The organism is Pseudomonas sp. 1 (assembly GCF_056626735.1).
This window is the reverse complement of record NZ_JBWXMQ010000010.1, coordinates 50,861-75,221: the sequence shown is the minus strand read 5'-3', so window position 1 is coordinate 75,221 and position 24,361 is coordinate 50,861. Positions and strand designations below refer to the sequence as shown.

30 protein-coding genes are annotated in these 24,361 nt (G+C 60.4%); 12 read left to right on the top strand and 18 right to left on the bottom strand.

The genetic code is table 11. The annotated features are described in order from the left end of the window. The first annotated feature begins 12 nt into the window (after nucleotides 1-12). Entirely contained in the window at nucleotides 13-732 is a 720-nt protein-coding gene (locus tag AC1MDC_RS16565) for a DUF4198 domain-containing protein (RefSeq protein WP_234206472.1), read from the top strand. Between the two features lie 48 nt (nucleotides 733-780). Here AC1MDC_RS16565 and hisC read toward each other — a convergent pair whose 3' ends face one another. The 10 genes from hisC to AC1MDC_RS16515 form a co-directional block, all read right to left on the bottom strand. Continuing rightward, nucleotides 781-1,833: a histidinol-phosphate transaminase gene (hisC, locus tag AC1MDC_RS16560; protein ID WP_085698471.1), complete on the bottom strand. Its 1,053-nt coding sequence runs from the start codon at nucleotides 1,831-1,833 to the stop codon at nucleotides 781-783. A 2-nt stretch (nucleotides 1,834-1,835) separates the two neighbouring features. Beyond that, entirely contained in the window at nucleotides 1,836-3,161 is a 1,326-nt protein-coding gene (gene hisD, locus AC1MDC_RS16555; protein WP_480393353.1) for a histidinol dehydrogenase, read from the bottom strand. Nucleotides 3,162-3,286: 125 nt separating this feature from the next. Continuing rightward, complete coding sequence (gene hisG, locus AC1MDC_RS16550; RefSeq protein WP_065260859.1) at nucleotides 3,287-3,922, bottom strand: ATP phosphoribosyltransferase; 636 nt, start codon at nucleotides 3,920-3,922, stop codon at nucleotides 3,287-3,289. A gap of 127 nt (nucleotides 3,923-4,049) precedes the next feature. Then, on the bottom strand, nucleotides 4,050-5,315 hold the full coding sequence (gene murA / locus AC1MDC_RS16545; protein WP_085698469.1) for a UDP-N-acetylglucosamine 1-carboxyvinyltransferase: 1,266 nt from the start codon (nucleotides 5,313-5,315) through the stop codon (nucleotides 4,050-4,052). A 22-nt stretch (nucleotides 5,316-5,337) separates the two neighbouring features. Next, complete coding sequence (locus tag AC1MDC_RS16540) at nucleotides 5,338-5,577, bottom strand: BolA family protein (RefSeq protein ID WP_039769303.1); 240 nt, start codon at nucleotides 5,575-5,577, stop codon at nucleotides 5,338-5,340. 115 nt (nucleotides 5,578-5,692) lie between these two features. Beyond that, entirely contained in the window at nucleotides 5,693-5,998 is a 306-nt protein-coding gene (locus AC1MDC_RS16535; protein WP_085698468.1) for an STAS domain-containing protein, read from the bottom strand. Beyond that, nucleotides 5,995-6,645: an MlaC/ttg2D family ABC transporter substrate-binding protein gene (locus AC1MDC_RS16530; RefSeq protein WP_085698467.1), complete on the bottom strand. Its 651-nt coding sequence runs from the start codon at nucleotides 6,643-6,645 to the stop codon at nucleotides 5,995-5,997. Before AC1MDC_RS16530 ends, AC1MDC_RS16535 begins: the two co-directional genes overlap by 4 nt. An 11-nt stretch (nucleotides 6,646-6,656) precedes the next feature. Continuing rightward, nucleotides 6,657-7,124, bottom strand: a complete 468-nt coding sequence (gene mlaD / locus AC1MDC_RS16525; protein WP_085698466.1) for an outer membrane lipid asymmetry maintenance protein MlaD — start codon at nucleotides 7,122-7,124, stop codon at nucleotides 6,657-6,659. Continuing rightward, entirely contained in the window at nucleotides 7,124-7,921 is a 798-nt protein-coding gene (gene mlaE, locus AC1MDC_RS16520) for a lipid asymmetry maintenance ABC transporter permease subunit MlaE (RefSeq protein ID WP_007953561.1), read from the bottom strand. Before mlaE ends, mlaD begins: the two co-directional genes overlap by 1 nt. Continuing rightward, nucleotides 7,921-8,733: an ATP-binding cassette domain-containing protein gene (locus AC1MDC_RS16515; protein ID WP_007953564.1), complete on the bottom strand. Its 813-nt coding sequence runs from the start codon at nucleotides 8,731-8,733 to the stop codon at nucleotides 7,921-7,923. The genes mlaE and AC1MDC_RS16515 overlap by 1 nt, the downstream gene beginning before the upstream one ends. 276 nt (nucleotides 8,734-9,009) lie before the next feature. On the opposite strand from AC1MDC_RS16515, the gene AC1MDC_RS16510 reads away from it, so the two are divergent. From AC1MDC_RS16510 to AC1MDC_RS16465, 10 genes are all read left to right on the top strand, one after another. Next, complete coding sequence (locus tag AC1MDC_RS16510) at nucleotides 9,010-9,984, top strand: KpsF/GutQ family sugar-phosphate isomerase (protein ID WP_085698465.1); 975 nt, start codon at nucleotides 9,010-9,012, stop codon at nucleotides 9,982-9,984. Further along, nucleotides 9,985-10,509, top strand: coding sequence for a KdsC family phosphatase (locus AC1MDC_RS16505; protein ID WP_085698464.1), 525 nt, complete (start codon nucleotides 9,985-9,987; stop codon nucleotides 10,507-10,509). It abuts the gene before it with no gap. Nucleotides 10,510-10,517: 8 nt separating this feature from the next. Then, nucleotides 10,518-11,090: an LPS export ABC transporter periplasmic protein LptC gene (gene lptC, locus AC1MDC_RS16500; RefSeq protein WP_007953568.1), complete on the top strand. Its 573-nt coding sequence runs from the start codon at nucleotides 10,518-10,520 to the stop codon at nucleotides 11,088-11,090. Beyond that, a complete protein-coding gene (gene lptA / locus AC1MDC_RS16495; RefSeq protein WP_085698463.1) occupies nucleotides 11,077-11,622 on the top strand; it encodes a lipopolysaccharide transport periplasmic protein LptA in 546 nt (181 codons plus the stop codon). Before lptC ends, lptA begins: the two co-directional genes overlap by 14 nt. Further along, nucleotides 11,622-12,347: an LPS export ABC transporter ATP-binding protein gene (lptB, locus tag AC1MDC_RS16490; protein WP_007953572.1), complete on the top strand. Its 726-nt coding sequence runs from the start codon at nucleotides 11,622-11,624 to the stop codon at nucleotides 12,345-12,347. Before lptA ends, lptB begins: the two co-directional genes overlap by 1 nt. A 186-nt stretch (nucleotides 12,348-12,533) precedes the next feature. Next, a complete protein-coding gene (locus AC1MDC_RS16485) occupies nucleotides 12,534-14,027 on the top strand; it encodes an RNA polymerase factor sigma-54 (protein ID WP_085698462.1) in 1,494 nt (497 codons plus the stop codon). Nucleotides 14,028-14,100: 73 nt separating this feature from the next. Further along, nucleotides 14,101-14,409, top strand: a complete 309-nt coding sequence (hpf, locus tag AC1MDC_RS16480) for a ribosome hibernation-promoting factor, HPF/YfiA family (protein ID WP_007953578.1) — start codon at nucleotides 14,101-14,103, stop codon at nucleotides 14,407-14,409. Between the two features lie 11 nt (nucleotides 14,410-14,420). Continuing rightward, nucleotides 14,421-14,885, top strand: a complete 465-nt coding sequence (gene ptsN, locus AC1MDC_RS16475) for a PTS IIA-like nitrogen regulatory protein PtsN (protein ID WP_007953580.1) — start codon at nucleotides 14,421-14,423, stop codon at nucleotides 14,883-14,885. Between the two features lie 2 nt (nucleotides 14,886-14,887). Beyond that, nucleotides 14,888-15,745, top strand: coding sequence for an RNase adapter RapZ (gene rapZ, locus AC1MDC_RS16470; RefSeq protein ID WP_480393352.1), 858 nt, complete (start codon nucleotides 14,888-14,890; stop codon nucleotides 15,743-15,745). 15 nt (nucleotides 15,746-15,760) lie between these two features. Then, nucleotides 15,761-16,036 (top strand): HPr family phosphocarrier protein, encoded by a 276-nt coding sequence (locus AC1MDC_RS16465; protein WP_085698459.1) that lies wholly within the window; start codon nucleotides 15,761-15,763, stop codon nucleotides 16,034-16,036. Between the two features lie 39 nt (nucleotides 16,037-16,075). Here AC1MDC_RS16465 and AC1MDC_RS16460 read toward each other — a convergent pair whose 3' ends face one another. The 6 genes from AC1MDC_RS16460 to pmbA form a co-directional block, all read right to left on the bottom strand. Further along, nucleotides 16,076-16,969 (bottom strand): ZIP family metal transporter, encoded by an 894-nt coding sequence (locus AC1MDC_RS16460; RefSeq protein ID WP_085608078.1) that lies wholly within the window; start codon nucleotides 16,967-16,969, stop codon nucleotides 16,076-16,078. A gap of 30 nt (nucleotides 16,970-16,999) precedes the next feature. Then, nucleotides 17,000-17,611, bottom strand: a complete 612-nt coding sequence (locus tag AC1MDC_RS16455; protein ID WP_480393351.1) for a superoxide dismutase — start codon at nucleotides 17,609-17,611, stop codon at nucleotides 17,000-17,002. A 1-nt stretch (nucleotide 17,612) separates the two neighbouring features. Next, nucleotides 17,613-18,053 carry a hypothetical protein gene (locus AC1MDC_RS16450; protein ID WP_085698456.1) on the bottom strand — a complete coding sequence of 147 codons (441 nt, stop codon included), beginning with the start codon at nucleotides 18,051-18,053 and terminating at the stop codon, nucleotides 17,613-17,615. 27 nt (nucleotides 18,054-18,080) lie between these two features. Next, nucleotides 18,081-19,457: a class II fumarate hydratase gene (locus tag AC1MDC_RS16445; RefSeq protein ID WP_480393350.1), complete on the bottom strand. Its 1,377-nt coding sequence runs from the start codon at nucleotides 19,455-19,457 to the stop codon at nucleotides 18,081-18,083. Further along, on the bottom strand, nucleotides 19,438-19,845 hold the full coding sequence (locus AC1MDC_RS16440) for a FagA protein (RefSeq protein WP_480393349.1): 408 nt from the start codon (nucleotides 19,843-19,845) through the stop codon (nucleotides 19,438-19,440). Before AC1MDC_RS16440 ends, AC1MDC_RS16445 begins: the two co-directional genes overlap by 20 nt. 161 nt (nucleotides 19,846-20,006) lie before the next feature. Further along, nucleotides 20,007-21,353 carry a metalloprotease PmbA gene (gene pmbA / locus AC1MDC_RS16435; protein ID WP_480393348.1) on the bottom strand — a complete coding sequence of 449 codons (1,347 nt, stop codon included), beginning with the start codon at nucleotides 21,351-21,353 and terminating at the stop codon, nucleotides 20,007-20,009. Nucleotides 21,354-21,461: 108 nt separating this feature from the next. Between pmbA and yjgA the strand changes: the two genes are divergently transcribed. Next, nucleotides 21,462-21,986, top strand: coding sequence for a ribosome biogenesis factor YjgA (yjgA, locus tag AC1MDC_RS16430; RefSeq protein ID WP_085698452.1), 525 nt, complete (start codon nucleotides 21,462-21,464; stop codon nucleotides 21,984-21,986). 50 nt (nucleotides 21,987-22,036) lie between these two features. On the opposite strand, the gene tldD is transcribed toward yjgA, so the two are convergent. Beyond that, nucleotides 22,037-23,479 (bottom strand): metalloprotease TldD, encoded by a 1,443-nt coding sequence (tldD, locus tag AC1MDC_RS16425; RefSeq protein WP_480393347.1) that lies wholly within the window; start codon nucleotides 23,477-23,479, stop codon nucleotides 22,037-22,039. A 5-nt stretch (nucleotides 23,480-23,484) separates the two neighbouring features. Beyond that, nucleotides 23,485-24,345, bottom strand: coding sequence for a carbon-nitrogen hydrolase family protein (locus tag AC1MDC_RS16420; RefSeq protein ID WP_480393346.1), 861 nt, complete (start codon nucleotides 24,343-24,345; stop codon nucleotides 23,485-23,487). Nucleotides 24,346-24,361 lie beyond the last annotated feature (16 nt).

The following is a 24,361-nucleotide window of genomic DNA, read 5'->3' as shown; positions in this document are numbered from 1 at the left end:
AAGGACGTCTCCATGCAATACGGCAAATCCCTGCTGTTCATCGCCGCGCTCTTCGCCACTCACGCCTCGGCCCATGGTTTGTGGACCGAACAACGGCGCGGCAATATCGAAGTCGTCTACGGCCACGGTGCCGAGGACAATGCGTTCAAACCGCAGAAAGTCAGCGGAGCGTGGGCCTATGACGCAAGCGGCAAGATGATTCCCGTCAGCGTGCAGCGCCTGGCAGATCACGCCCGCCTGCAACCGTTGAAACCGCCGGCGGTGATGGCCGTGGCCCTGAACAACGGCATGTGGTCGCAAACCGCCGACAAGAAATGGGTCAACGAGGGGCGTAGCAAAGTCCCGGGAGCCATCGAGTCGACCGAGACCCTCAAGTACAGCCTGGCGATTTATCAGCCCGGAGCGAAGTTGCCCAAACTGGATCAGATCAAATTGCTGATTTTGCCGGAGGTCGATCCGCTGACCGTCGGCCCGGGGAAATCATTGCCGGTGCGGGTGTTGCTGGATGGCAAACCGGCCGCGGGCGTGAAGTTGATCGGTGACTACCGCAGCGCGCCGAATACCTTGAGCACTGAAACCGACAAGGACGGCCGCGCTCAGGTGCTGGTGCGTAATGAGGGATTGAATGTGATTGCGGCGCAGGTGGAAGTGCCGGTGAAGGACAGTGCAGAGGTGAGCAGCAGAGGGTTGTTCAGTTCGTTGACGTTCCTTGGCGAGCCGCATCACGAATAAACCAGCGCTGATCCCTGCGGGACTGAACCCACAGGGATCAGCGTCGTTTCAGAGTTCGCCCAGACCGTCGATCAACGCCTGATTCTGTTCCGGCGTGCCGATCGAGATCCGCAGGAACTGGGCAATCCGCTCCTGCTTGAAGTGGCGCACGATCACGCCCTGCTCACGCAGTTTGGCCGCCAGCCCCGCCGCATCGTGTTGCGGATGCCGGGCGAAGATGAAGTTGGCCGCTGACGGCAGCACTTCAAAACCTTTGGCCTGCAACTGCGCAACCACCCACTCGCGACTCTCTATGACCAGTGCGCAGGTCTTGTCGAAGTACTCGCGATCCTCGAACGCTGCCGCCGCGCCGACATTGGCCATGCGATCGATCGGGTAGGAGTTGAAGCTGTTCTTGATCCGTTCCAGCGCCTCGATCAGATCCGGATGGCCGACCGCCAGACCGACCCGCAGGCCCGCCAGCGAACGGGATTTGGACAGCGTCTGGGTGACCAGCAGGTTCGGATAACGCTCGACCAGACTGATCGCGGTTTCGCCGCCGAAGTCGATGTAGGCCTCGTCGACCACCACCACTGAATCCGGGCTGGCCTTGAGGATCTGCTCGACCGCTTCCAGCGCCAGCAGGCAACCGGTCGGCGCGTTCGGGTTGGGGAAGATGATCCCGCCGTTCGGTTTGGCGTAGTCGGCCGGGTTGATCCGGAACTGCGCATCCAGCGGCACCGCGTCGAACGTGATGCCGTAGAGACCGCAGTAGACCGGATAGAAGCTGTAGCTGATGTCCGGGAACAGGATCGGCTGATCGTGTTGCAACAGGCCGTGAAAGATGTGCGCCAGCACTTCATCCGAACCGTTGCCGAGGAACACCTGATTGCTCTGCACGCCGTAGTATTCGGCGACAGCGTTTTTCAGCCGGTCGCTGTTCGGATCCGGATACAGACGCAGGTTGTCGTTGAGTTCGGCCTGCATCGCCGCCAAGGCTTTTGGCGACGGGCCGTACGGGTTTTCGTTGGTGTTGAGCTTGACCAGACGGGTCAGCTTCGGCTGCTCGCCCGGCACGTAAGGCACCAGATCCTTGACGAACGGGCTCCAGAATTTGCTCATGTTCAGTTCCCCTTCACGTCGTCTTTGATGCGGTATTCGGCGCTGCGCGCGTGGGCGCTCAAGGATTCGCCACGGGCCAGGATCGATGCAGTCTTGCCCAGTTCCAAAGCACCGGCCTCGGAGCAGAAGATGATCGACGAACGTTTCTGGAAGTCATACACGCCCAGCGGCGAGGAGAAACGCGCAGTGCCGGAGGTCGGCAGCACGTGGTTCGGACCGGCGCAGTAGTCGCCCAGCGCTTCGGAGGTGTGACGCCCCATGAAGATCGCGCCGGCGTGGCGGATCTGCGGCAGCCAGGCCTGCGGGTCGGCGACCGACAGTTCAAGGTGTTCCGGGGCGATACGGTTGGCGACTTCGATGGCCTGGGCCATGTCGCGCACGTGAATCAGGGCGCCACGGCCATTGATCGAGGTTTCAATGATGGTGGCGCGATCCATGGTCGGCAGCAGTTTGTCGATGCTGGCGGCAACCTTGTCGAGGAATTCGGCGTCCGGGCTGACCAGGATTGCCTGGGCGTCTTCGTCGTGCTCGGCCTGTGAAAACAGGTCCATGGCGATCCAGTCCGGATCGGTCTGGCCGTCGCATACCACGAGGATTTCCGACGGGCCGGCGATCATGTCGATGCCGACCTGACCGAACACGTGACGCTTGGCAGTGGCGACGTAGATGTTGCCCGGGCCGACAACCTTGTCCACCTGCGGCACGCTTTCGGTGCCATAGGCCAACGCGGCAACGGCTTGCGCGCCACCGATGGTGAACACCCGGTCAACACCGGCAATGCACGCTGCTGCCAGCACCAGTTCGTTGACTTCACCGCGCGGGGTCGGCACCACCATGACCACTTCGGCCACGCCGGCAACCTTGGCCGGAATCGCGTTCATCAATACCGATGACGGATACGACGCCTTGCCGCCCGGCACGTACAGACCGGCGCGATCCAGTGGCGTGACTTTCTGGCCCAGCACCGTGCCGTCGGCTTCGGTGTAGCTCCAGGAATCCTGCTTCTGTTTTTCGTGATAGCTGCGCACGCGGGCCGCCGCTTTTTCCAGCGCTTCGCGTTGCGGGACAGTGATGCGGGTCAGGGCCAGTTCCAGGCGCTCGCGCGGCAGGATCAGGTCCGCCATCGAAGTGACTTCCAGGCCATCGAATTTCTGGGTGAACTCGACCAGCGCCGCGTCACCGCGCTCGCGCACAGCCTTGATGATGTCCAGCACCCGCTGATTGACCGAGTCGTCAGACACACTTTCCCAGCTCAGCAGATGATCCAGATGATGCGCGAAATCCGGGTCAGCAGCGTTGAGTCGGCGAATTGCAGTCGGTGCGGTCATAGCGAGAGCCTCATAGGAATGGCAAAAAACTCAGGCGCCCGAAATTACCATTCGATCCGCTTGGGCACCTGAGATTCTGGCTATGAGGCGGATAGACGGGCGCGACTTAACGTCGCGCAGGTACATCAGCCGCGGTGTCGAGACTCCACTGCCTTGCGCAGGGTGTCGATCAACGCCTGGATTCGGGCGTGTTGCATTTTCATCGAAGCTTTATTGACCACCAGACGCGAGCTGATCGTGGCGATCAGTTCCTGGGGCTCCAGGCCGTTGGCGCGCAGGGTGTTGCCGGTGTCGACCACGTCGATGATCTTGTCGGCCAGGCCGATCAGCGGTGCCAGCTCCATCGAGCCATAAAGCTTGATGATGTCGACCTGACGGCCCTGCTCGGCGTAGTAGCGCTTGGCGACATTGACGAATTTGGTGGCGACGCGCAGGCGGCCCTTGGGCTCGACGGCGCCGACCTTGCCGGCAGTCATCAGCTTGCACCGGGCAATCTGCAGATCCAGCGGCTCGTACAGACCCTGGCCGGTGTATTCCATCAGCACGTCTTTACCGGCAACGCCGAGGTCGGCCGCGCCATGCTCGACATAGGTCGGCACGTCGGTGGCCCGCACGATCAACAGGCGAACGTCTTCCTGGGTCGTGGGGATGATCAGCTTGCGGCTCTTGTCCGGATTCTCGGTCGGCACGATGCCCGCTTCGGCGAGAAGCGGCAGGGTGTCGTCAAGGATGCGGCCCTTGGACAGTGCGATGGTCAACATGGGAAACGTCAGTCCTTATCAAGGTACTCATGTCCGGTCGCAATCGGCGCCGGACATACATCGAGGGCGTTGCCACCCCCGATCAAAACGAATTCAACGGACACTTCCCTGTGTCCAGATGCAGCGACTAGCCCGGAACGCGACGGATCTTCGCGCCCAGCATCTGCAGTTTTTCCTCGATGCATTCGTAACCACGGTCGATGTGGTAGATGCGGTCGATCAGGGTATCGCCTTCGGCCATCAGGGCCGAGATCACCAGACTGGCCGAGGCCCGCAGGTCGGTTGCCATCACTGGCGCGCCCTTCAGGATTTCGGTACCGGTCACGATGGCCGTATTGCCTTCAACCTGGATCTTGGCGCCCATGCGGTGCAGTTCGTACACGTGCATGAAGCGGTTTTCGAAGATCGTCTCGATCACGGCACCGGTGCCTTCGGCAATGGCGTTGAGCGAGATGAACTGCGCCTGCATGTCGGTCGGGAACGCCGGGTACGGCGCAGTGCGCACGTTGACCGCTTTCGGGCGCTTGCCGTGCATGTTCAGCTCGATCCAGTCTTCACCGGTGGTGACTTCTGCGCCGGACTCACGGAGTTTTTCCAGAACGGCTTCAAGGATGGTCGGATCAGTGTCCTTGACCTTCACGCGGCCACCGGTGACCGCAGCGGCCACCAAGTAGGTGCCGGTTTCGATACGGTCAGGCATGACCTTATAGAAAGCCGAACCCAGACGCTCGACGCCGTCGATGGTGATGGTGTCGGTACCGGCGCCGGATACCTTGGCACCCATGGCGTTGAGGAAGTTCGCCAGGTCGACGACTTCCGGCTCGCGAGCGGCGTTCTGCAGCACGCTGCGGCCCTTGGCCAGAGCAGCGGCCATCATGATGTTCTCGGTACCGGTCACGCTGACGGTATCGAAGAAGAAGTGCGCGCCACGCAGGCCGCCTTCAGGCGCCTTGGCCTTGATGTAGCCGCCTTCGACGTCGATGACCGCGCCCATGGCTTCCAGGCCACGGATGTGCAGGTCGACCGGACGCGAACCGATGGCGCAGCCGCCAGGCAGTGCGACTTCGGCTTCACCGAAACGCGCAACCATCGGACCCAGTACCAGGATCGAGGCGCGCATGGTTTTCACCAGCTCGTACGGAGCGACCAGGGTCTTGATGGTGCGCGGGTCGATTTCGACGCTGAGCTTTTCGTCGATCACAGGCTCGATGCCCATGCGACCGAACAGCTCGATCATGGTGGTGATGTCGTGCAGGTGCGGCAGGTTGCCAACGGTAACCGGGCCATCGCACAGCAGGGTGGCGGCCAGGATCGGCAGGGCGGAGTTCTTCGCCCCGGAGATGCGGATCTCGCCATCAAGACGAGCGCCACCGGTAATTATCAATTTATCCATAAGAATCTCGACGCCCTAGGGCTCAGGTGCGCTCGGCCCAGGCCGCGCTGCTGAAAAATTTCATAGTGACCGCGTGGATGCTGCCATCGGCGATCCAAGGGTTCAAATGGGCATAGATGCTTTGCTGACGCTTGACCGGGCTCAACGCCGCCAGTTCATCACTAATCACGTTCAGCTGAAAGTTGCAGCCTTCGCCTTCCACTTCCACCAGCGTTCCTGGCAGCTTTCCTTCAAGGAAGCTCTTCACTTCTACGGCCTGCATGCTCAACCTCAATCGGCGCCCTGTGCGCACGGGTCGGACATCATACAAAAAAGCCCCGCGCCTGCGAACCCCGCTGCGCAGGACTCTGACGGGGGGCTTCTCTATTGATGCGGATTCAGGGTTGCGCCAAAAGCTCGGTCAGCTCGCTGACCTGAGCAATTTCGCGCATGTCTTCGGGCATCCCGCGAATACTGACCGCCTTGCCGGCGGCCTTCGCATCGCGAATGAAGCACAGCAGCAGCGACAGACCGACGCTGCTGGACTTCTCCACCGCCGAGCAATCGATCACCAATGCCGGGGCATTGCACGACTTGATCAGCGCCCGGCCCTGCTCGCGCAGATCGGGCGCGGTGCGGTAATCCAGCACGCCACTGAGCTGCAGCTCACTGGCTTCATCCAGACGAATGGCCGACTCGGTCATTGGGCAGGCTTCTCGTTCTGCTCGGCCGACTGCTTGGCCTTGGCGACTTCCCCGGCCCAGCCGTTGATGGTCTTGTCCAGGTCGTTGCCATTGCGCTGCATCGCGTCGGCGAACTGGTCACGGAACAGCTTGCCGATGTTGATGCCGTTGATGATGACGTTGCGCAGTTTCCACTCGCCGTTGATCTTCTCCAGGGTGTACGACACCGGATAGATCGCGCCGTTGTTGCCCTTGACGGTCATGCCGACGCTGGTGCGGTCGCCAGACTCGTCCTTGGGCGCATCAACGGTAATGCCCTGATTGTTGTACTCGAGCAGCGCATTGCCGTAGAACTGGAACAGGCCGCGCTTGAAGTTTTCCTCGAAGGTCTTCATCTGCGCCGGGGTTGCCTTGCGCGAATACTTGACCGTCATGATGCTCTTGGAAATGCCTTCGGCATCTACCACAGGGCCGACGATGGTGTTCAGCGCCGTGTAGAAATCCTGTGGATCCTGCTTGTACTTCTCTTTATTGGCCGACAGATCGGCGAGCATCCGGTTTGTGGTGTCCTGAACCAGATCGTGCGCCGACTGTACCGCCACGGCGTTAGCCACCAGCGGCAGCGCCGCAAGCAACACCAACAGGCCACGTCGCAAGGTAGAGATCATTCAAAAGCTCCTCATTTGGCGTCTTTGCTAACGGTATTGAGCAGGAATTTACCGATCAGGTCTTCCAGTACCAGAGACGACTGCGTGTCGTGGATGGTTCCACCATCCTTGAGCAGGGTGTCTTCCCCGCCCACGCTGATACCGATGTATTTCTCGCCCAGCAGACCCGCAGTCAGGATAGATGCTGTGGAGTCGGTCGGCAGGTTGTCGACGCTTTTATCCACTTGCAGGGTCACCCGACCGGTGAAGCTGTCGCGGTCCAGATCGATCGCGGTGACCTTGCCGATCGTCACACCCGCCATGGTCACTTTGGCTCTGACCGTCAAACCGGCGATATTGTCGAAATACGCGTAAAGCTTGTAAGTATCGGTGGTCGAAGTCGGAGAAAGGCCACTGACCCGCAAAGCGAGCAGCAACAAAGCCAGGATCCCTGCCAGCAGGAACAGGCCGACACCGATTTCCAGGGTGCGGTTTTGCATCAGAAATCTCCAAACATCAAAGCGGTCAGAATAAAGTCCAGGCCGAGTACTGCCAGCGAGGCGTAAACCACGGTCTTGGTGGTGGCACGGCTGATTCCCTCGGAAGTGGGTTCGCAGTCATAGCCTTGAAATACGGCGATCCAGGTGACGACAAAAGCGAATACTGCACTTTTGATGATGCCGTTGAGCACATCGTCACCGAAGCTCACGCTGTTCTGCATGTTCGACCAGTAGGAACCTTCGTAGACGCCCAGCCAGTCGACGGCGACCCACGAACCGCCCCAGATGCCGACCACGCTGAAAATCATCGCCAGCACCGGCAGGGAAATGAAGCCGGCCCACAGACGCGGGGCGATGATGTACTTGAGCGGGTCGACCCCGATCATTTCCAGGCTGGACAGCTGCTCGGTGGACTTCATGTTGCCGATTTCCGCCGTCAGCGCCGAACCGGCACGACCGGCGAACAACAGCGCGGTCACCACCGGCCCCAACTCACGCAGCAGGGTCAGCGCCACCATCTGCCCTACAGCCTGCTCCGAGCCATAGCTCGACAGGATGTTGAAGCCCTGCAGCGCCAGCACCATGCCGATGAAGATCCCGGACACCACGATGATCACCAGTGACATCACGCCGACGGAATGCAACTGCTTGACCAGCAGACCAAAACCGCCGCCGATGCCGCCCCGCCCGAGCAAGGCATGAAACAGGAACAGGGTCGAACGCCCGAACACTGCGACGCTGTCGATGCCGGCGAGGCCGAAACGACGCACACGCTCCATTAAAGTAATTCTGCGCATCAGCGGCGCTTCCCCAGAAGATCTGCGCGGTAATCCGGCGCTGGAAAGTGATACGGCACCGGGCCGTCGGGTTCACCGGTCATGAACTGGCGGATACGCGGATCGTCCGAGCTCATCAGTTCATCCGGCGTGCCCTGCCCCAATACCTGGCCATCACCGACCACATAGATGTAGTCGGCAATGCTCGCGGTTTCGGCGAGATCGTGCGACACCACGATACTGGTGATTCCCAGGGCATCATTGAGCAGCCGGATCAGGCGAACCAGAACACCCATGGCGATCGGGTCCTGGCCGACGAACGGTTCGTCGTACATCAGGATCTGCGGATCGAGGGCAATGGCCCGGGCCAGGGCGACACGACGTTTCATGCCGCCAGACAGCTCATCAGGCATCAGCTCGATCGCACCGCGCAGGCCCACGGCCTGCAACTTGAGCAGCACGATGTCGCGAATCATCTCGTCCGGCAGATCGGTATGAACCCGCAGCGGAAAGGCGACGTTCTCGAACACATCAAGATCGGTGAACAGCGCACCGCTCTGAAACAGCACGCCCATGTGTTTGCGCGCATCGAACAGATCGCTGCGCGACAGCTTCGGCAGGTTCTGGCCGTTGACCCAGACCTCGCCTTTGGATGGCCGCAACTGGGCGCCCATCAGGCGCAACAGTGTGGTCTTGCCACACCCGGAAGGCCCCATGATGCCGGTGACCTTGCCGCGCGGGATGCGGATATCGACGTTATTGAAAATGCTCCGCGCACCGCGCTTGAAGGAGACTCCCTTCAGCTCGACCGCGTAGGCGTTATCGGCACTCATCTAAACTCCTTGCGATGCAGCCTCTCACTCGGACACCTGGCTTTCTGGAGGAAAGCCCCTACATCCCGGGCAGGCCGAACTGGCGGCGAACTATATCACTGCAAAGGGCAAGCGCCCAAGGCCTGCACCGGCCTGCATTCTGCGACTTGAAGGGCTTGAAGCCTTATTTACAGAGTTTTGGCAACAAGGAATGACAAAGCACGACGAACTTGCGTGAGGCTTTTCAACATAACCGCTATAATCGCCGCCTTTTCATCGGGCTATACGATTTCTGACATGAGCCAAACCAGCGACCTGATTCAATCGGCACAACGCACCGTCCGCCTCGAAGTGGAAGCCGTACAAGGCTTGTTGCCCCATATCGACGCCGATTTCGTACGCGCTTGCGAGATGATTCTGGCCAGCAAGGGCCGTGTTGTCGTGGTCGGCATGGGCAAGTCCGGACACATCGGCAACAAGATTGCCGCGACCCTGGCCAGCACCGGCACCCCGGCGTTTTTCGTGCACCCGGCCGAGGCCAGTCACGGCGACATGGGCATGATCACCCGTGACGACGTGATTCTGGCCCTGTCGAACTCCGGCTCCACCAACGAAATCGTTACCCTGCTGCCACTGATCAAACGCCTGGGCATCCAGCTGATCAGCGTCACCGGCAATCCGCAATCGCCGCTGGCCAAGGCTGCCGAGGTCAATCTCAACGTGCACGTCGAGCACGAAGCCTGCCCGCTGAACCTGGCGCCGACCTCCTCGACCACCGCCGCACTGGTCATGGGCGACGCCCTGGCCGTGGCGCTGCTGGAAGCGCGCGGCTTCACCGCCGAAGACTTCGCCTTTTCCCACCCGGGCGGCGCGCTGGGACGGCGCCTGCTGCTTAAAGTGGAGAATGTCATGCACGCCGGTCAGGAACTGCCGCAGGTACAGCGCGGCACCCTGCTCAAGGATGCATTGATGGAAATGACCCGCAAGGGGCTGGGCATGACCGTCATTCTTGAAGCGGACGGCAAACTGGCCGGGATCTTCACTGACGGCGACCTGCGTCGCACCCTGGATCGCAGCATCGATATCCACAGCGCCACCATCGACCAGGTGATGACCGTGCACGGCAAGACCGCCCGCGCCGAGATGCTCGCCGCCGAGGCCCTGAAAATCATGGAAGACCACCGAATCAACGCACTGGTTGTCGTGGATGAAGAGGATCGCCCGGTCGGCGCCTTCAACCTCTCCGATCTGCTGCGCGCAGGAGTGATGTAAATGAGCAACGATCTGCTGCAACGCGGCAAAGCCATCAAACTGGCGGTTTTCGACGTCGACGGCGTCCTCACCGACGGTCGCCTGTACTTCCTTGAAGACGGCAGCGAGTTCAAGACTTTCAATACGCTCGATGGCCAGGGCATCAAGATGCTGATGAACGCCGGCGTCCAGACCGCCATCATCAGCGGTCGCAAGACTCCGGTGGTCGAGCGCCGGGCAAAAAACCTCGGCATTGCGCACCTGTTTCAGGGCCGCGAAGACAAACTGGTCGTTCTCGACGGTCTTCTGGAGCAACTGGGCCTAAGCTATGAACAAGTGGCCTATCTCGGTGACGACCTGCCGGATCTGCCGGTGATCCGCCGCGTGGGGCTGGGCATGGCCGTAGCCAACGCCGCTGCATTCGTGCGCGAGCACGCCCATGGCGTGACCCAGGCCCGGGGCGGCGAAGGTGCCGCCCGCGAATTCTGCGAACTGATCCTGCGCGCCCAAGGCAGCCTCGACGCCGCCAACAACGCGTACCTGTGAGTCCAACCATGTTTAGCAAAAAGTTTCGCAACATCCTGCTGTTCGGTTGCATCGCAGCGATTTTCGGTGCGGTCGGCTACTGGAACATCAGCCCGGAGCGCTTCCTCGACAAACCGCCGGTTTCGGCAGAGGAAAGCCCGATCGACTGGTATGCGACCAATACACACACGATCCAGTACCTCGAAGACGGCAAAGTGCAGTACGAAATGACGTCCGACAAGGCTGAGCACGTCAAGGCGACCGACATTACACTGGTCACCAAGCCCGATCTGAACATGTTCCGTGGCACCGATTTTCCATGGCACGTAACCAGTGAACGCGGCGAAGTGAACTCCGGTGGCACCGAGGTCGAACTGATCGACTCGGTACGCGTCAAGCGCACCGACGAAAAGAACCGCGATACCCTGATCACCTCCACTCGCATGACGGTGTTCCCGCAGCAGCAATATGCGCAGACCCAGCAACCCGTTAGAATCGACGGCGCTGGCGGTGTATCGACTGGCGTAGGAATGAAAGCGTATTTGAAGGAAAGCAGGATACACCTGCTATCGAACGTAAGAGGACAGTATGAGGCTCGTTAAAACCCTCCCTATTTTGCTCAGTCTGGGCGCAGCACTGGGAAGCGTGAGCGCCTGGGCTCTGCCGAACGATCAAGAGCAGCCAATCCGCATTCAGGCCGACGATGCCCAGCTGGACGACAAGAACGGCGTTGCCACCTATAAAGGCGACGTGATCATCACCCAGGGTTCGATGGTCGTCAAAGGCAACACCGTGACCATGACCCGTGCGCCCAACGGCGACATCGACGTCGTGACTTCGGTTGGCAACCTCGCCTACTTCGAACAGTTGCAGACTGCCGGCGACACCAAACCCGTTCAGGGCTGGGGCGTGACCATTCAGTACCACGCACAGCAGAACCGCGTTGTACTGATCGACAAGGCCAAAGTCGTCGACAAGGACAACAACACCACTCAAGGCGAGAAAATCGTCTATGACACGGTGAAAAAACTGGCCAGCGCCGGTCGAGCCACTGGCAGCAAGGTCACCGAAGCGCGTCCGCGCATCGACATGGTGATCCAGCCGAAGAAGAAAACCGACGAGAAAACCCAGTAATGGCAACTCTGAAAGCTCAGCACCTGGCCAAGGCCTATAAAAGCCGCCAGGTCGTGCGCGACGTCAGCCTGTCGATCGACAGCGGTCAGATCGTCGGCCTGCTCGGCCCGAACGGCGCCGGCAAGACCACCTGTTTCTACATGATCGTCGGCCTGGTCCAGGCCGATCAGGGTCGCGTACTGATCGACGATCTGGACGTCAGCCACCAGCCGATGCACGGTCGCGCCAAGGCTGGTATCGGCTATCTGCCGCAGGAAGCGTCGATCTTCCGCAAACTGTCGGTCGCCGACAACATCATGGCCATCCTCGAGACCCGCCAGGAACTCGACAAGGCCGGTCGTCGCAAGGAGCTGGAAAGCCTGCTGCAGGAATTCCACATCAGCCACATCCGCGACAACCTTGGCATGAGCCTGTCCGGTGGTGAGCGCCGCCGGGTGGAAATCGCCCGCGCACTGGCCACGGCACCGAAGTTCATCCTGCTCGACGAACCGTTCGCGGGTGTCGACCCTATCTCGGTCGGCGACATCAAGCAGATCATCCACCACCTCAAGGCCAAGGGCATCGGTGTACTGATCACCGACCACAACGTCCGCGAGACGCTGGATATCTGCGAAACCGCCTACATCGTCAACGACGGCCAGTTGATCGCTGAAGGCGACTCCGCGACCATCCTCGCCAACGATCTGGTGAAGGAAGTCTACCTGGGTCACGAGTTCCGCCTGTAAGCAAGACGGCATTCGATCAGCCGTTCGGGTGCTGTAACGTTGAAGCGCTTTTTTATACGCTTTTATTGTTACAGCGCTCTAGGCAAACACGACAGTTTCAGGCATATAATTTGCTTAAGTTTGGCGCCCCGGCGCCCTGTAGTGGATGGCGCATAGCGCCGGCGAAAAAGGTGTTAAGCCCCTGCCATGAAACCATCGCTAGTCTTGAGAATGGGCCAGCAGCTGACGATGACACCGCAGCTGCAACAGGCCATCCGCCTGCTCCAATTGTCGACCCTGGATCTGCAGCAGGAAATCCAGGAGGCTCTGGAATCCAATCCGATGCTCGAACGCCAGGAAGACGGCGACGACTTCGACAACTCCGATCCCATGGCCGACAACGCCGAGCAGAAGCCCAACACCGAGATCCAGGAACCCTCCTATCAGGAGACCGCGCCGACAGTCGATAACCTCGAAGACGGCGAATGGAACGAGCGAATCCCCAACGATCTACCCGTCGACACCGCCTGGGAAGACGTCTATCAGACCAGTGCCAGCAGCCTGCCGAGCAGCGATGATGACGAGTGGGACTTCACCACCCGCACTTCCGCCGGCGAGAGCCTGCAAAGCCACCTGCTGTGGCAATTGAATCTGGCACCGATGTCCGACACCGATCGCCTGATCGCGGTCACCCTGATCGATTGCATCAACAATCAGGGCTACCTCGACGAAACCCTCGAAGAAATCCTCGACGCCTTTGATCCGGAACTCGATATCGAGCTGGACGAGATCGAAGCCGTCCTGCACCGCATCCAGCAGTTCGAACCGGCCGGCATCGGCGCGCGCAACCTGGGCGAATGCCTGCTGCTGCAATTGCGCCAGCTGTCGGCCAAGACCCCTTGGCTGGCCGAAGCCAAGCGCCTGGTTACCGATTACATCGACCTGCTCGGCAGTCGCGACTACAGCCAACTGATGCGCCGCATGAAGCTCAAGGAAGACGAACTGCGCCAGGTCATCGAACTGGTGCAGAGCCTCAACCCGCGCCCCGGCTCGCAGATCGAGTCGACCGAAGCCGAATACGTGGTGCCTGACGTCATCGTACGCAAGGACAACGAACGCTGGCTGGTGGAGCTGAACCAGGAATCAGTGCCGCGTCTGCGGGTCAACGCCCAGTACGCCGGTTTCGTACGTCGTGCCGACACCAGTGCCGACAACACCTTCATGCGCAATCAGTTGCAGGAAGCCCGCTGGTTCATCAAGAGCCTGCAGAGCCGCAACGAAACCCTGATGAAAGTTGCCACCCAGATCGTCGAGCATCAGCGCGGCTTCCTGGAGTACGGCGACGAAGCCATGAAGCCGCTGGTCCTGCATGACATCGCTGAAGCAGTGGGCATGCACGAGTCGACAATTTCCCGAGTGACCACGCAAAAATTCATGCATACCCCGCGGGGCATATATGAGCTGAAATACTTTTTCTCCAGCCATGTAAGCACCTCCGAAGGCGGTGAATGCTCTTCCACGGCGATCCGCGCGATCATCAAGAAACTGGTTGCCGCGGAAAATCAGAAAAAGCCGTTGAGTGACAGCAAGATCGCTGGTTTACTGGAGGCACAAGGCATTCAGGTGGCTCGCCGCACCGTCGCCAAGTACCGCGAATCCCTCGGGATCGCGCCTTCGAGCGAACGCAAGCGGTTGATGTAAGCCACGTTACAGCGTTCCAGTGGCAGGCTCTTCGGCCTGCCGCTTTATGCACTGGCAACGAAGGAGAAGCTGTATGCAAGTCAACATCAGTGGACACCAACTGGAAGTTACCCAACCTCTCCGTGAGTACGTTGAGCAAAAGCTCAAGAGGCTTGAGGGACATTTCGACAAGATCACCAACGTGCAAGTCACGATGTGCGTCGAAAAGCTGAAGCAGAAAATCGAAGCCACGCTGCATATTCCCGGCAATGAAGTCGTCGCTAACGCGGAACATACTGACATGTACGCTGCGATCGACGCGCTGACCGACAAGCTTGATAAACAACTCAAAAAGCATAAGGAAAAGACCCAGAGCCTGCTTCAGGGCGCTACCGGTCGATAACCCCCACCCCCATGATCCGACTTGAAAGTATCCTGACCCCCGGCCGTTCCCTGGTGAACGTGCCGGGCGGCAGTAAAAAGAAAGCCCTCGAACAAATTGCCAACCTGATCGCCCGGGAAGTCCCGGATCTGGAGATGCAAGATGTCTTCGAGGCATTGATTGCCCGTGAAAAACTGGGTTCCACCGGTTTTGGCAACGGCATCGCCATTCCCCACTGCCGCCTCAAGGGCTGCGAAGCGCCGATCAGTGCGCTGATGCACCTTGACGCCCCTATCGATTTTGACGCTATCGACGGCGCGCCTGTGGACCTTCTGTTCGTCCTGCTGGTGCCGGAAGCCGCCACCGATGCTCACCTGGAGCTTTTACGCCAGATCGCCAGCATGCTCGACCGCAAGGATGTGCGCGACAGACTGCGTAGCGCACCAAGCAACGAAGCCTTGTACCAGGTTGTACTGGAAGAACAGAACAGGCCGTAATCATGCGCTTGATCATTGTCAGTGGCCGTTCCGGCTCGGGTAAGAGTACTGCCCTGGATGTCCTTGAGGACAATGGCTACTACTGCATTGACAACCTGCCTGCCGGCTTGCTTCCGGATCTCGCCGAGCGCGCGCTGGTGCATACCGAAATGCTCCAGCCGCTGGTGGCTGTCTCGATCGACGCCCGCAACCTGCCGAGCCATCTGTCACGTTTTCCAGAGCTGCTCGAGGAAGTTCGCAGCCGGCACATCCAGTGCGATGTCCTGTTCCTGGATGCCGATGACGAAACATTGCTCAAACGTTTTTCGGAGACCCGTCGTCGTCACCCGCTCAGCAATGCCAACCGCTCGCTGGCCGAGGCCATCAACGACGAAACCGCCCTGCTGGGCCCGATCGCCGATCTGGCCGATCTGAAGGTCAACACCACTAACCTCAATCTCTATCAACTGCGCGACACCATCAAGCTGCGCCTGCTGAACCAGCCTGAGCCGGGCACTGCGTTTCTGGTGGAGTCGTTCGGTTTCAAACGCGGCATGCCGGTGGATGCGGATCTGGTGTTCGATGTACGCTGCCTGCCGAATCCGTACTGGAAACCGGAGCTGCGCGCACAATCCGGTCTCGATCAGCCGGTCGCCGAGTATCTGGCGGCGCAGCCGGAGGTCGAGGAGATGTACCAGGACATTTACTCGTATCTGTACAAATGGTTGCCGCGCTTTGCGGCGAGCAACCGCGCTTATGTCACCATTGCCATCGGCTGCACCGGCGGGCATCACCGCTCCGTTTACCTGACCGAACGTCTTGGCCAGGCGCTGCAGAAGACCCTGAAGAACGTCCAGGTTCGCCACCGCGACCTCAGCTAAAGGATTCACACCGCGATGCCTGCTCGGGAAATAGAAATCATCAACAAGCTGGGCCTGCATGCCCGCGCATCGGCAAAATTCGTCGGGGTGGCGGGTAAGTTTCCCGATTGCACGATCAGAGTGGGCCGCACCCCGGAAACCACGGTTGACGGCAAAAGCATCATGGCGATGATGATGCTCGCTGCAGGCAAGGGCACCAAAATCTACCTGAGCACCGAAGGTCATCAGGAACAGGAAGCCATGGACGAGTTGGTAACGCTGATTAACAACTACTTCGACGAAGGTGGTTGAGAACGCTTGAGGCGAGGGAGTTCGCTCCCTCCTCCCGACTCATCCCAACGCCGTGTCCATCACCATCATCAGACAGAAGCCGATCAGCAATCCCAGACTTGCCAGCTTCTCATGGCCATTGCGTCGCGACTCCGGGATAACCTCGTGAGTCACCACCAGCAGCATGGCTCCCGCCGCCAACGCCAACCCCAAGGGCAGCAACAACTCGGCCAGACTGACCAGCCACGCACACAGAAGCGCGAACACCGGCTCGACCAGTCCTGACGCTGCGCCAATCAAAAACGCCTTCACCCGCGACATCCCGGCGCCAGCCAACACCAGTGCAATCACCAGCCCTTCCGGCACATCCTGCAAGGCAATGCCCATCGCCAGACTGTCTGCGTCCGGCATTCCACCGCCAGCCGAGACGCCGACAGCCATCCCTTCCGGGATGTTGTGGGCGATGATGGCGAACACAAACAACCAGATCCGCGGCGGAATCACCGGATGCTCGACAGTGCCGATGAGCATTTCCGGCGAAGCGCCCGACACCCGGCGGTCAACCAGATACAGACCGAACGCTCCGAGCATGATGCCAAAGCAGATCAGGCCGCTGGCGCCCCACGGACTCAGTCCCAGACTTTCGGCGGCGGCGATTCCCGGCACGATCAGCGAAAACGCGGTCGCCGCCAGCATCACACCGGCGCCAAAACCCAGCAGCGTATCGCCCAGTGCCTGGGGCATGTTGCGGATCACCAACACTGGAACGGCTCCAAGTGCGGTGCCGAGGGCGCAAATCGCCCCGCCCTGCAATGCACGCGATAGCCTGGGCTCCAGATTCAGCCATTCCAGTCCGTGGGCGACCAGTAAGGTCATACCCGCCAACAGCAACAGCGATCCAATTGCGTAACGAAACATACGCCCACTTCCGATCGCCAGTGTTTCAGTGCCCATAGTCAGCCTTGGATTGTTTTTATAGAAGACTTAAACCAGCGCGGCCTGATAGCGCGCAGCGACTTCCGGCCAATTGATGACGTTGTAGAACGCGCTGATGTATTCCGGCCGACGGTTCTGATAACGCAGGTAGTACGCGTGCTCCCACACATCGAGCCCGAGAATCGGCGTATTGCCGCTCATCAGCGGGCTGTCCTGGTTACCGCTGCTTTCCACCACCAGTTTCTTGTCCGGCGTCACACTGAGCCAGGCCCAGCCACTGCCGAAACGGGTCAGCGCGGCTTTGGTGAAAGCGTCCTTGAAGCTGTCGAGGCCGCCCAATTGTTCATCGATCGCCCTGGCCAGCGCACCATCCGGTTTACCACCACCGTTGGGCACCATTACTTCCCAGAACAGCGAGTGGTTGGCGTGACCGCCCCCCTGGTTGATCACCGCCGCACGAAGTTTTTCCGGTAGTTGCTGGACGCTGGCGACCAGTTTTTCCACCGGCCATTCCGCGAACTCGGTGCCCTCGATTGCAGCGTTCAGATTGTTGATATAGGTCTGATGATGTCTGGTGTAGTGGATCTCCATGGTTTGCGCATCGATGTGCGGTTCCAGAGCGTCGTAGGCGTAAGGCAAGGCTGGCAGGGTAAAAGCCATTTCAATGGACTCCATGGTGATGTGGGGCAGGCGCGCGGCGCGCATTGCCTGTATCCGGGTGCAGCAAACGCTGGGTGCGCGGGTATTCGCCGTGTTCGCTGATGAAATTGAGCAGCTCGACGTAGGTCTTGCTGCTCTGGCGCAATGCCGCTTCACGCAGCGCCGGGCGCAGTCGCTCGTCCTGCATGGTCTGCAACAGGCGCTGGTGGATAGCGCAGAGGTACTCGGCGCTCTCCTCCGGCTGATTCAGGCGCAGATGCAGATCCGCCAGGTTGTGATGGGAAATGACGCAGGCCGCCACCGCTTCGTCGGCATCGGCCCAGCGTTCGAACAACACTTGAGCCAGGGCCAAGGCTTGCAGATAAGCCTCGCGGGCATCGATCAGATCGCCCAGCATGAAACAGCGATTGGCCCGTTCGATCGTGCGTTTCCAGTGCTCCATGGTGAACCTCCAAAGCGGTTGCGGTGCTTACACGCCGCCGGCGGTGAGTTTCTCGGGATTGAGCAACTCTTCCAGTTGGCTGCGCGACAGGTCGGTGTGTTCCAGCGCGACGTCGATCACCGGACGGCCCTGTTTGTAGGCCTGCTTGGCGATTTCGGCGGCTTTCTGGTAACCGATGATCGGGTTGAGCGCGGTCACCAGAATCGGGTTGCGCGACAGCGCTTCCTTGAGCCGCGACTCGTTGACCTTGAAGCTGGCGATGGCCTTGTCGGCCAGCAGACGGCCGGAGTTGGCCAGCAACTCGATGCTGCTCAACAGGTTCTGGGCGATGATCGGCAGCATCACGTTCAATTCGAAATTGCCCGACTGACCGGCGATGGTGATCACCGAATCGTTGCCGATCACTTGCGCGGCGACCATGGCGGTAGCTTCAGGAATTACTGGATTGACCTTGCCCGGCATGATCGACGACCCCGGTTGCAAACCCTCCAGCTCGATTTCACCGAGGCCGGCGAGCGGGCCGGAATTCATCCAGCGCAGGTCGTTGGCGATTTTCATCAGCGACACGGCAGTAGCCTTGAGCTGACCCGACACCGCTACGGCGGTGTCCTGCGAGCCGATCAGGGCGAACAGATCCTTGCCCGGCGTGAACTGGACGTTGGTCAACAGGCTCAACTGGCGGCTGAAACGCGCTGCGAACTCCGGATGCGCATTGATCCCGGTGCCGACCGCCGTGCCGCCCTGAGCCAGAGATTGCAGGCTTGGCAGCAAATCCTGCAGATGACCGATATTGGCCTTGAGCTGCTGTGCCCAACCGTTGAGTACCTGACTCATGCGCACCGGCATCGCGTCCATCAAGTGGGTGCGGCCAGTCTTGACGTGATGATGGACTTGCCCGGACTTGCGCTCGATCACTTGCACCAGATGCAGCAGCGCCGGCAGCAATTGTTCGTGCAGGGCCAACGCGGCGCTGACGTGGATGGTGGTCGGGATGATGTCGTTGCTGCTCTGCCCGCAGTTGACGTGATCGTTGGGGTTCACCGGTTCTTCGAGCAGGCGGCTGGCCAGGGTGGCGATCACTTCGTTGGCGTTCATGTTGGAGCTGGTGCCGGAGCCGGTCTGGAAGATATCCACCGGGAAATGCTGCATGAAGTCGCCTTCCAGCAGTGCTTGAGCGGCATCGCTGATGGCCTTGCCTTGCGCGGCGCTGATCTGGTTGAGTTCGACGTTGGCGCGGGCGGCGGCCGCTTTCGCCAGAATCAGGGAACGGATGAACTGGGTCGGCATCGGCTTGCCGCTGATCGGGAAGTTATCCACTGCACGCTGGGTCTGCGCGCCGTAGAGAGCGTCCACCGGCACCTGCAGTTCGCCCATACTGTCGCGCTCAATACGTGTCTTGGTCATCGCTAAATCCTTGGACTAATTCAATGAGAGGAATCGAGGGTTGCAACTCGCAGGTGGCGAGCTGCCAGGTGTAGCTTTGCCAGCGTTTGAGCCGGCATTTGCACATTGAGAGGCGTTCCATTTCACGCAGCGGTCGCCAGGCTTGATCGAGACAGAGGCTGCGCCAATGCCACGGCAGCGCGATGTCGGAGGCCGTGTCGAGCAGCAGACGGAAAGAGGTTTCAGCGACCATCCAGGGTGAGGTCACTGTGCAGCAGGCCAGATATCGGCCTTCGGCCAAGTAGTGTTCGATCAGACGCGGCTCGTCGGGATCCATCGCGCAACGGATCTGGCGACTCATCCAGCGCCAGCTTTCGAGGTACGGCTGCTCGTGCAAGGCAGAACTCATGATCCTGGGCTCATCCGATAATGAGATTTATTATTAGATGATAATAAGAACCAAAACAAGGGCGGCTTTTTAGCTGACCTGATCAGCTAAAAAAATTTTCGGACACAAAAAAAGCGCGCCACCCCAATTGGGTGGCGCGCCTTTGTTTACCTGACGGGGGCTTAACTGCCCGCCACAGTCATCTTCTCGATCAACACCGAGCCGGTGCGAATATTGCTGCGCAGTTCCAGATCGTTACCAACGGCGACGATCTGCTTGAACATGTCGCGCATGTTGCCGGCGATGGTCACTTCCTGCACCGCGAACTGGATTTCACCGTTCTCGACCCAGAAACCCGCCGCACCGCGCGAGTAATCACCGGTCACCATGTTCAGACCATGGCCCATCAACTCGGTGACCAGAAACCCGCGCCCCATACGCCGCAGCAAGGCCGCCTGGTCTTCATCGCCATGAGTGACAAACAGGTTATGCACGCCGCCGGCGTTGGCGGTACTCGGCATGCCGAGTTTGCGACCCGAATAGGTGCCGAGGATGTACGAGACCAACTCACCCTTTTCGACGAACGGCTTGGCATAGGTCGCCAGACCGTCACCGTCGTACGATGCACTGCCCATGGCACGCATCAGGTGCGGGCGCTCGTCGATGGTCAACCATTCCGGGAACAGCTTCTGCCCCAGGGTGCCTTCAAGGAATGACGATTTGCGGTACAGACTGCCGCCGGAAATCGCCGACAGGAAGCTGCCGAACAATCCACCTGCCAGTTCCGCTGAAAACAAAACCGGCACTTCGCAGGTCGGTACCGGACGCGCCCCCAGACGGCTCGCCGCCCGTTGTGCCGCACGCTGGCCAATGCTCACCGGATCCGCCAGCAAACTGCCCTGACGGTTCACGTCATACCAGTAATCGCGCTGCATCTGGCCATCGGCCTCGGCGATCATCACACAGCTCAGGCTGTGCCGGGTCGAGGCATAACCACCGATGAAACCATGGCTGTTGCCGTACACGCGGCAGCCCTGATGAGTGCTCAACGTGGTGCCATCGGCATTCTTGATGCGGGCATCGGCATCGAACGCGGCAGCTTCGCAGAGCAGCGCTTTCTCGATGGCCTGCTCCGGGGTGATGTCCCATTCGTGGAACAGATCGAAATCCTGAATATCCCTGGCCATCAGCGCGGCATCGGCCAGCCCGGAGGCTTCGTCTTCGGAGGTGTGCTTGGCAATCGCCAGCGCTGCAGCGACGGTCTCGCGAATCGCATCCGGCCCGGTGGCGGAGGTGCTGGCCGAGCCTTTGCGCTGACCGACGTACAAGGTGATGCCAAAGCCCTGATCGCGGTTGAACTCGACCGTCTCGACTTCACGTTGACGCACCGACGTGGACAGTCCCTGCTCCAGCGACACCGCCACTTCGCAGGCACTGGCGCCCTGACGCTTGGCTTCGGCGATGATCTGCTCGACCTGTTCCTGCAGTGCCGGCAATGCCTGTGGGCCGACGCTTTCAACTGCACTCATGCTCATCTCCACTCAAATTCTGCTTTCGGCTGGGGCCTTCGAGCGACCGGGCCGGACAAGCGGCCCCCGACTGGTTATCATGGCGGCGTTTCTTTGCGGACTGCCACCATGGTTGATTCTTACGACGACTCCCTCGATACGGGAGAAAAAAGCAAATCCCAGGTCAAACGCGAGCTGCATGCTCTGGTTGACCTTGGCGAGCGCCTTACGACACTCAAGCCGGACCGGCTGGCCAAACTGCCACTGACCGACGCCCTGCGCCGGGCTCTGGCCGATGCGCCCAAACACGTTGCGCACATTGCACGTAAACGGCATTTGCAGTTCATCGGCAAACTCATGCGCGATCAGGACACCACCGCGATCCTTGAGCTGCTCGATCAACTCGATGCCTCTACCCGTCAGTACAACGAGCGGTTCCACAACCTCGAACGCTGGCGTGACCGCCTGATCGCCGGTGACGATGCCGTGCTGGAGAAATTCGTCGTCGAGTACCCGGACGCCGACCGCCAGCAACTGCGCTCCCTGATCCGTCAGGCCCAGCACGAGGTAGCGCATAACAAGCCTCCTGCCTCGAGCCGTAAAATCTTCAAGTACATCCGTGAGCTGGACGAGACTCAACGCGGTCTGCGCTGATATTCGCCACCGGGTGGCCGCACCGCGCGCCACCCGAAGCTCCATCCTTCTTATGCGCCCGTGCCACCCACGGTGATCGCATCGATCTTCAGCGTCGGCTGACCGACACCTACCGGCACCGACTGGCCGTCCTTGCCGCAAGTCCCCACACCGCTGTCCAGCGCCAGATCGTTACCGACCATCGACACCCGGCTCATCGCTTCCGGACCGTTGCCGATCAACGTTGCGCCTTTAACCGGTGCGGTGATCTTGCCATCCTCGATCAGGTAAGCCTCGCTGGTGGAGAACACGAACTTGCCGCTGGTGATGTCGACCTGACCACCGCCGAGGTTGGCGCAGTAGATACCCTTCTTCACCGAGGCGATGATTTCCGCCGGATCGCTCTCGCCGCCGAGCATGTATGTGTTGGTCATCCGCGGCATCGGCAGGTGCGCATAGGATTCACGGCGACCGTTACCGGTACGGGCTACGCCCATCAGCCGCGCATTGAGCTTGTCCTGCATGTAGCCCTTGAGTACGCCGTTTTCGATCAGCGTGGTGCACTCGGTCGGGGTGCCTTCGTCGTCGACGCTCAGGGAACCGCGACGACCGGCCAACGTGCCGTCATCGACGATGGTGCAAAGTTTCGAGGCAACCATTTCACCCATGCGACCGCTGTAGGCCGAACTGCCCTTGCGGTTGAAGTCGCCTTCCAGACCGTGACCCACCGCTTCGTGCAGCAGCACGCCGGACCAGCCCGAGCCCAGAACAACCGGCAATGTGCCGGCGGGTGCCGGAATCGCTTCCAGATTCACCAGCGCCTGACGCAACGCTTCACGGGCATAGCCCATGGCGCGGTCTTCGGCGAGGAAATAACGGTAGTCGGTACGCCCACCGCCGCCGTGGCCGCCACGCTCGCGACGACCGTTCTGCTCGACGATCACGCTGACGTTGAAACGCACCAGCGGACGCACATCGGCAGCCAGGCCACCGTCGGTCGAAGCCACCAGAATACGTTCCCAGACCCCGGCCATGCTTACGCTCACCTGCTGGATACGCGGGTCTAGGGCGCGGGTCGCCACGTCGATGCGCTTGAGCAGGTCAACTTTTTCAGCGCGGCTGAGCACTTCCAGCGGGTTATCCGGCGCATACAGCTGGGCGACGTCCTGGGCGCTGAACGCCTGCACCGTGCCGTTCTGCCCGGCGCGGGAAATCGAACGGGCCGCACGGGCCGCTGCGCCGAGGGCTTCGAGGGTGATCGCGTTACTGTAGGCGAAACCGGTTTTCTCACCGGACTGCGCACGCACGCCGACACCCTGGTCGAGGTTGAAACTGCCTTCCTTGACGATGCCGTCTTCCAGCGACCAGGACTCGGAAATCTGCCCCTGGAAATACAGGTCGGCCGCATCGATGCCTGGGCCCGCCAGATCACCGAGCACGCCTTGCAGACTCTCGATCGTCACGCCGCCGGGCGCCAACAGGTGATCACTGACTGAGGACAACAACTCGCTCATAGGTTTTACGCCTTAAATTCGTGTTCTGAAGCAGGTCGCTGTGCGCCCTGCGAAAAAAACCGCCGATGACCCGTCACCGGCATTCGCGCCCGGATGGACGCTTGTTCACTGCTGTCGCGCTCGGCCAACAGCACGGCTTCGCCTCGTTCCCGTTGCGCCAGCACGCGCCCCCACGGATCGACAATCGCCCCGTGGCCAAAGGTTTCACGCGGCCCCGGATGCGTTCCGCCCTGAGCGGCCGCCAGCACATAGCACTGGGTTTCAATGGCCCGCGCGCGGATCAGCACATCCCAGTGCGCCGCCCCCGTCACAGCGGTGAAAGCCGACGGTGCGGTAATCAGTTCAGCCCCGGCAGCGCGCAATTCGCTGTACAGCTCCGGGAAGCGCAGGTCGTAACACACCGTCAGCCCCAATCGCCCGACCGGCGTATCCGCGACCACCACGCCACTGCCATAAGCATAGTCATCGGATTCGCGGTAACGGCCGCGATTGTCCGCTACGTCAACATCGAACAGGTGCAACTTGTCATAGCGGGCAACGATTTCACCCTGATCGTTCACCAGCAACGAGCAGGCATGGGACTTGGCCTCAGGCTGCCCCATTGGCGGCAACGGCAAGGTGCCGGCCACAATCCATAACCTGAGGTCGCGGGCGGTCTGTTTCAACCACGGCAGGATCGGGCCATCGCCAAGCGCTTCGGCCCGGCCGATATCGGCAATGTCGCGACGCCCCATGGCCGCGAAATTTTCCGGCAGCACGGCCAGCTTCGCGCCGGCACTGGCTGCTTGTTCGAGCAAACGTCGGGCATCGCGCAGATTGGCCAGCACATCGCTTTGGCTGACCATTTGAATCACCGCTAAAGACATGGCGCACTCCGCAAGA

Bases quoted from the DNA above. Each gene is read 5' to 3' on its own strand.
- AC1MDC_RS16565 (WP_234206472.1), top strand. From the start codon at position 13: ATGCAATACGGCAAATCCCTGCTGTTCATCGCCGCGCTCTTCGCCACT.
- hisC (WP_085698471.1), bottom strand. From the start codon at position 1,833: ATGAGCAAATTCTGGAGCCCGTTCGTCAAGGATCTGGTGCCTTACGTG.
- hisD (WP_480393353.1), bottom strand. From the start codon at position 3,161: ATGACCGCACCGACTGCAATTCGCCGACTCAACGCTGCTGACCCGGAT.
- hisG (WP_065260859.1), bottom strand. From the start codon at position 3,922: ATGTTGACCATCGCACTGTCCAAGGGCCGCATCCTTGACGACACCCTG.
- murA (WP_085698469.1), bottom strand. From the start codon at position 5,315: ATGGATAAATTGATAATTACCGGTGGCGCTCGTCTTGATGGCGAGATC.
- AC1MDC_RS16540 (WP_039769303.1), bottom strand. From the start codon at position 5,577: ATGCAGGCCGTAGAAGTGAAGAGCTTCCTTGAAGGAAAGCTGCCAGGA.
- AC1MDC_RS16535 (WP_085698468.1), bottom strand. From the start codon at position 5,998: ATGACCGAGTCGGCCATTCGTCTGGATGAAGCCAGTGAGCTGCAGCTC.
- AC1MDC_RS16530 (WP_085698467.1), bottom strand. From the start codon at position 6,645: ATGATCTCTACCTTGCGACGTGGCCTGTTGGTGTTGCTTGCGGCGCTG.
- mlaD (WP_085698466.1), bottom strand. From the start codon at position 7,124: ATGCAAAACCGCACCCTGGAAATCGGTGTCGGCCTGTTCCTGCTGGCA.
- mlaE (WP_007953561.1), bottom strand. From the start codon at position 7,921: ATGCGCAGAATTACTTTAATGGAGCGTGTGCGTCGTTTCGGCCTCGCC.
- AC1MDC_RS16515 (WP_007953564.1), bottom strand. From the start codon at position 8,733: ATGAGTGCCGATAACGCCTACGCGGTCGAGCTGAAGGGAGTCTCCTTC.
- AC1MDC_RS16510 (WP_085698465.1), top strand. From the start codon at position 9,010: ATGAGCCAAACCAGCGACCTGATTCAATCGGCACAACGCACCGTCCGC.
- AC1MDC_RS16505 (WP_085698464.1), top strand. From the start codon at position 9,985: ATGAGCAACGATCTGCTGCAACGCGGCAAAGCCATCAAACTGGCGGTT.
- lptC (WP_007953568.1), top strand. From the start codon at position 10,518: ATGTTTAGCAAAAAGTTTCGCAACATCCTGCTGTTCGGTTGCATCGCA.
- lptA (WP_085698463.1), top strand. From the start codon at position 11,077: ATGAGGCTCGTTAAAACCCTCCCTATTTTGCTCAGTCTGGGCGCAGCA.
- lptB (WP_007953572.1), top strand. From the start codon at position 11,622: ATGGCAACTCTGAAAGCTCAGCACCTGGCCAAGGCCTATAAAAGCCGC.
- AC1MDC_RS16485 (WP_085698462.1), top strand. From the start codon at position 12,534: ATGAAACCATCGCTAGTCTTGAGAATGGGCCAGCAGCTGACGATGACA.
- hpf (WP_007953578.1), top strand. From the start codon at position 14,101: ATGCAAGTCAACATCAGTGGACACCAACTGGAAGTTACCCAACCTCTC.
- ptsN (WP_007953580.1), top strand. From the start codon at position 14,421: ATGATCCGACTTGAAAGTATCCTGACCCCCGGCCGTTCCCTGGTGAAC.
- rapZ (WP_480393352.1), top strand. From the start codon at position 14,888: ATGCGCTTGATCATTGTCAGTGGCCGTTCCGGCTCGGGTAAGAGTACT.
- AC1MDC_RS16465 (WP_085698459.1), top strand. From the start codon at position 15,761: ATGCCTGCTCGGGAAATAGAAATCATCAACAAGCTGGGCCTGCATGCC.
- AC1MDC_RS16460 (WP_085608078.1), bottom strand. From the start codon at position 16,969: ATGGGCACTGAAACACTGGCGATCGGAAGTGGGCGTATGTTTCGTTAC.
- AC1MDC_RS16455 (WP_480393351.1), bottom strand. From the start codon at position 17,611: ATGGCTTTTACCCTGCCAGCCTTGCCTTACGCCTACGACGCTCTGGAA.
- AC1MDC_RS16450 (WP_085698456.1), bottom strand. From the start codon at position 18,053: ATGGAGCACTGGAAACGCACGATCGAACGGGCCAATCGCTGTTTCATG.
- AC1MDC_RS16445 (WP_480393350.1), bottom strand. From the start codon at position 19,457: ATGACCAAGACACGTATTGAGCGCGACAGTATGGGCGAACTGCAGGTG.
- AC1MDC_RS16440 (WP_480393349.1), bottom strand. From the start codon at position 19,845: ATGAGTTCTGCCTTGCACGAGCAGCCGTACCTCGAAAGCTGGCGCTGG.
- pmbA (WP_480393348.1), bottom strand. From the start codon at position 21,353: ATGAGTGCAGTTGAAAGCGTCGGCCCACAGGCATTGCCGGCACTGCAG.
- yjgA (WP_085698452.1), top strand. From the start codon at position 21,462: ATGGTTGATTCTTACGACGACTCCCTCGATACGGGAGAAAAAAGCAAA.
- tldD (WP_480393347.1), bottom strand. From the start codon at position 23,479: ATGAGCGAGTTGTTGTCCTCAGTCAGTGATCACCTGTTGGCGCCCGGC.
- AC1MDC_RS16420 (WP_480393346.1), bottom strand. From the start codon at position 24,345: ATGTCTTTAGCGGTGATTCAAATGGTCAGCCAAAGCGATGTGCTGGCC.